Raw genomic sequence first — 3,018 nt, forward strand, 5'->3', positions numbered from 1 at the left:
AGGGTTTTTTCGTACCTACTTGCAGCCACATCGTTTAGCCTGTTCGTCCGGAGCAGGCTAAACGCCAACACGTTACTCCGCCCACCGGACGGGGTGAGTTTCGTGTTGTCTAAAAAATGAGGGGACATTGAATGAATGGCGGTTGGGTAAAACTATATAAAAAAATCTTCTACAAAGAAGAACTATTTACGAGTGGAAGTACATTTCCAATCTTTTGTTTATTACTTGTCATGGCTAATGAGAATGGCGAAGTAAAGACAAGTAAAAGGTTTCTTGCAAAAAAGTTAAAAATGAAGGCGACAACAGTTTACGACGGCTTAAAGAAGCTTGAAAAAGCGACCGCAATCCGACTGCAAACCGACCAAAAGCCGACCATCATTTCTATCTGTAAATGGGCAGAATACCAACACAAAGCCGACCAGAACCCGACCGCAAACCGACCATATATAAAAGAAAAGAAAAGAAAAGAATCTTTATCTAAAGATAAAGAAATAGGTCAAGTTTCTAACGAAACTCTGACTTCCGTCTATCGTTTTTATCTGGATAAGTTCGGAACGACTGAGGGTTTGTTTAAGCTCACCGACAAGCGTAAAGAAATGTTGCGTCGGCGTTTAACAGATGCCGGTGAGAACATGGTGCGAATGGCGATTGAAAACACCGCCAATGCGTCCTTCTACAGAGGTGAGAACGATCGGAATTGGAAGGCGAATTTAGATTTTATTCTACGAAGCTACGAGCAGGTAGAACGACTTTCATCGCTGGCGGACAGCGTGGAAGACGTAAACGCTAAGGAGGCGTTTGAAAATGCAGACTACTGGAAGCGTTGAAGTTGAGTGGGTCTTTGGAAAGTTTATCGGCGATAGCGCTAAATCTGTTTTAGCTCATGCGGCAGCAGGGTTAAGTTATAAAATTTTGGATCAAGGCAAGCAAGGAGCACAACCATGGGTTATCGCCGCATTTCGTCGTGCAACATTATTACCATTGCCAGATCATCTAGTTCGAATTACTGATCCTCAGAAGGTTGCGAAACTAGAAAAACAATAGCTCGCTTCGCTGTGACCAAAATCACAGTCACATTTAACAATTTGTTCAGTACAGGGGAATGTAAGGACATATATTATGGTACCAAGCCGGTGGTTGTCTTGGTGGAGGTGTCTAACTTATGCCCGTGCAGAAAGCACAACTTTCTGTGGCTTCTTATCAGGTCGCTCCAGTCAGTACCCTGCAAAGTCTTCCCGCCCAAGTACTTGATACGAGTACTCTTATACAGCGTTATCTAAAATACATCCGGAAGATAGAGAACAAAGCGCCAAAAACAGTTGATAACAGGCGTGATATTTTAGTGCCCTTTTATCGGTGGTCGAAAATTACAGACCCTCAGCTTATAACTCTGCAGCACATAGACGCATATTTTATGAAGCGGAGTGAGAAGATCAAAGCCTCTTCCCTAAGCACCGAGCGCCAAGTTGTTCGTTTGTTTTTTCGTTATTGTCAGGAGTATCACGAGATTCCTATGTCTTTTCGGTATGAGGTAATCCACAGAACCAAGGTTAAACCACCTAGAGTTAAGCCTTTACCCCGCGACATCGTAATCAAGGTAATACGGGCATGCGCGCAGGAGCAAGACCGCCTTATAGTCGCGGTACTTTTTGAAACTGGCTTACGCATCGGGGAGTTACTAAATCTCTGCGTGAGCGACATACATGGTGTACAGATACAGGTTCGTGGCAAAGGTGAAGAAGATCGCATTGTCTGTATGTCAGCCTTCCTGGCGGCCTCTCTGCGTGCTTACCTGGTAAAACGGGGCATTACACAGGGTAATGTCTTCCGGCCGCTCCAGCGCCACGTAAACCACCCTAACGACCGGTACGTATCAGCCTATGCAGTTCGTGACAGGATTGAGAATGTATTTAAGAAGCATGGCATCAAGATGCACCCCCACCAGCTAAGGCATAGTTTTGCCCATGAGTACCTCATGGCAGGAGGCGATCTGAGAAGCTTACAATTACTGCTCGGCCATGCTAGTATAGAGACAACACAACGGTATCTGGGGTTATCTGATAACCAGTTGGCCGCCATCTACCAACGAACCTTACCTAACTCTGTTTTAGCACAAACGCCTTGACATATGGCGCACCATTTGCTACTATATGGTTAGTTCATTCACAAGCAATCCCAGCACTCACAAACAGAGGATTGCCGGTAGGCGCAAAGCCCCCACTTTACACCGAGGGGGTCGGGGGTTCGAGCCCCTCAGCGCCCACCAGCAAGATATGTAAAACCACTGTTTGTGAAAGAACAGTGGTTTTTTTATTAACCGGGATCATGGCTTAGGAAGCGTGGTTCCGGCAGGTATAAAAACCTGCAGCTTGAGCGAAAGTTACGACTGCTTTTCATAATAAAAGCCAGCGCATCCATTAGCTCAAGGATTTATGAAGGACGTGGAGTCCAACAAGTAACAGGTCTTTAACAAATAAGCAGATACGAGGGTGACGGTGCTACGTCAACCAAAGGGCGTATGAGTTCAGATCGTGGTTGGTCTGAACAAAAATGAACGAGGGTTGTAAGCCCCAGGCTTGAAATGCTTGAGTTTACCACAGCTAATAACAGCCAATAATGTCACCTTCATACCTGCTTATTTGAAGAAGCCAAAACAAAGGAGAAACGCTTGAAGATACTTCTAGCGCTCATCTTAAGTGCGGCCTTGGTCCACTTGGGAACTCCGGCAAATGAGCAGATTAACAATTCGGATCAACGTGTGAAAGCACAAGCTGTGCAGGCAGAGGCTCCCCGAAAAGAGCCTACAGCAATTAGCCAAGAGAAAGCCCAAACGGAACAGCAAGTTGATACCGAGCCGGAAACCGTGGCAGCTACTCCAGAGCCAGTAAAAGCTCAGGAGCCAGCGCCACAACCACTAACAGACCACCAAACGTTAATGAAACAGGCTGGTATAGCAGTAGGGGATTTCAACGCTACAGATTACATCGTAACGAAGGAATCCACCTGGTGCCCGTATAG

4 protein-coding genes are annotated in these 3,018 nt (G+C 45.9%); all 4 read left to right on the forward strand.

The window, feature by feature from the left end; genetic code table 11:
• The first annotated feature begins 131 nt into the window (after positions 1–131).
• Entirely contained in the window at positions 132–827 is a 696-nt protein-coding gene (locus tag VLA77_05060; GenBank protein HSE29924.1) for a hypothetical protein, read from the forward strand.
• The gene (locus VLA77_05065; protein ID HSE29925.1) at positions 805–1,044 is read left to right on the forward strand and encodes a hypothetical protein; all 240 of its coding nucleotides are present in this window, start codon (positions 805–807) and stop codon (positions 1,042–1,044) included. The genes VLA77_05060 and VLA77_05065 overlap by 23 nt, the downstream gene beginning before the upstream one ends.
• 124 nt (positions 1,045–1,168) lie before the next feature.
• Positions 1,169–2,125, forward strand: a complete 957-nt coding sequence (locus tag VLA77_05070; GenBank protein HSE29926.1) for a tyrosine-type recombinase/integrase — start codon at positions 1,169–1,171, stop codon at positions 2,123–2,125.
• A gap of 543 nt (positions 2,126–2,668) precedes the next feature.
• On the forward strand, positions 2,669–3,018 hold a 350-nt coding region (locus tag VLA77_05075; protein ID HSE29927.1), incomplete at its 3' end, for a hypothetical protein.

The sequence above is a fragment of the Candidatus Saccharimonadales bacterium genome (assembly GCA_035457485.1).
In the GTDB taxonomy this organism is placed as follows: Bacteria; Patescibacteriota; Saccharimonadia; order Saccharimonadales; family EFPC-124; genus DATIBO01.

Bases quoted from the DNA above. Each gene is read 5' to 3' on its own strand.
- VLA77_05065 (HSE29925.1), top strand. From the start codon at position 805: ATGCAGACTACTGGAAGCGTTGAAGTTGAGTGGGTCTTTGGAAAGTTT.
- VLA77_05060 (HSE29924.1), top strand. From the start codon at position 132: ATGAATGGCGGTTGGGTAAAACTATATAAAAAAATCTTCTACAAAGAA.